This is a genomic window from Campylobacter concisus, assembly GCF_002913045.1.
Classification (GTDB): domain Bacteria; phylum Campylobacterota; class Campylobacteria; order Campylobacterales; family Campylobacteraceae; genus Campylobacter_A; species Campylobacter_A concisus_AP.
Genome location: NZ_PPAF01000018.1, coordinates 1 through 1295, shown reverse-complemented (window position 1 = coordinate 1295; position 1295 = coordinate 1). Strand labels below are relative to the sequence as shown.

The following is a 1295-nucleotide window of genomic DNA, read 5'->3' as shown; positions in this document are numbered from 1 at the left end:
TCCTCATCCCCATCTTCCCACATACCACTATCTACTCTAGTTAAACTCTTTGATTCATTAAAAGAGCTAATAAATTCATCCATATTCTCTTTACTTAATAAATTTATACCAAGCTTATCATCTTTATCTGCATTAGACTGATTACTAGAGCTCTCTTCTTTTGCATAAATTTGATAGCTCTTATTTGTCTTTTCATCACTTTTTAACTCTTTGCTTAGTTTGTCGTCTTCATATATATTTATCTCATTTGATGAGATATTTTTATTTATATATAAGTAATTATCATTTTTTATTAAAGCATCGTCTTTATTATCACTAAGCTTTAATTTAGCATCAAATGCCTTCTCTTTTGTAGTATGCTCAAACTCATATATAACTAGCTTATCATCTTTAAATTTAATATATAAAGGTATCTTTATATCTATTCTTATATGATTTTTGCCATATCTTGTATAAAACTTAAATTTATCCTTATCGCCTTCAAGATATGCAAAAAATACTATAGCATGACCACCTTGTTTTAGCTTATCTAGATCATCTTTTTGTATAACATCTGAAATTTTAAATGTTGTCTCTTTACCCTTTTGATCTTTTAAGCCTACTACATCTTTTGGATTTGATTTGGATAGCTCATCATACTCTTTACTTTTTATGACCTTATATCCCCAAAGTATCTCTTTATATCTCTTACTACCTTTTTCTTGTTTATATATAGCCTTTAAGCATATTGGCTCATTTGTCTTAAATGGATACTCACTATCAGAGATTACATTTGTTATATGATCTGTTATATCTCTTAACGAGACCTTATTGCTATAGCAAAAGTTAGAGCTACTCTTATCTTGATATCCTAAAGATATTACAGCTGTATCAGTGTGAGCATGAATATCTTTGGTGCTATAAACTTTACTTAGATCACTTGAATAAAGTATAAATTTGGTATCTCCTTTATTCTCTTTATCTATTGGGATATTAAATGTAGCTGTATATGAGTTTTTGATATCTGAGTCTTCATTTTTTACTAAAGATATACTCTCATATATACTTTTATCAAAGCAGTGATGAAGATATATCTTATCTATATCTTCACTTGCCTTACCATCTTCGTTTTCAATGATGAGATTGTTTATTGTAAGAGTAAGACCTGAACTTGATGCTGATGTAGGCACTACATTGTTGCCATGAGCTAGACGAAGCTTTATATCAAACATAGCTGAGTCTTTATCATCTCTTAGGGTAAAGTTATTCTCTTTAGCGAAATTTAATAAAGAGAAATTTAGGTGTTTGTTGTTAGA

Annotated in this window: 1 protein-coding gene; it reads right to left on the bottom strand. The window is 28.8% G+C overall.

Features of this window, described 5'->3' with window-relative positions:
• Window positions 1–1295 (bottom strand): hypothetical protein (locus CYP43_RS09465; RefSeq protein WP_430622335.1); only part of this gene is annotated, 1295 nt, incomplete at both ends.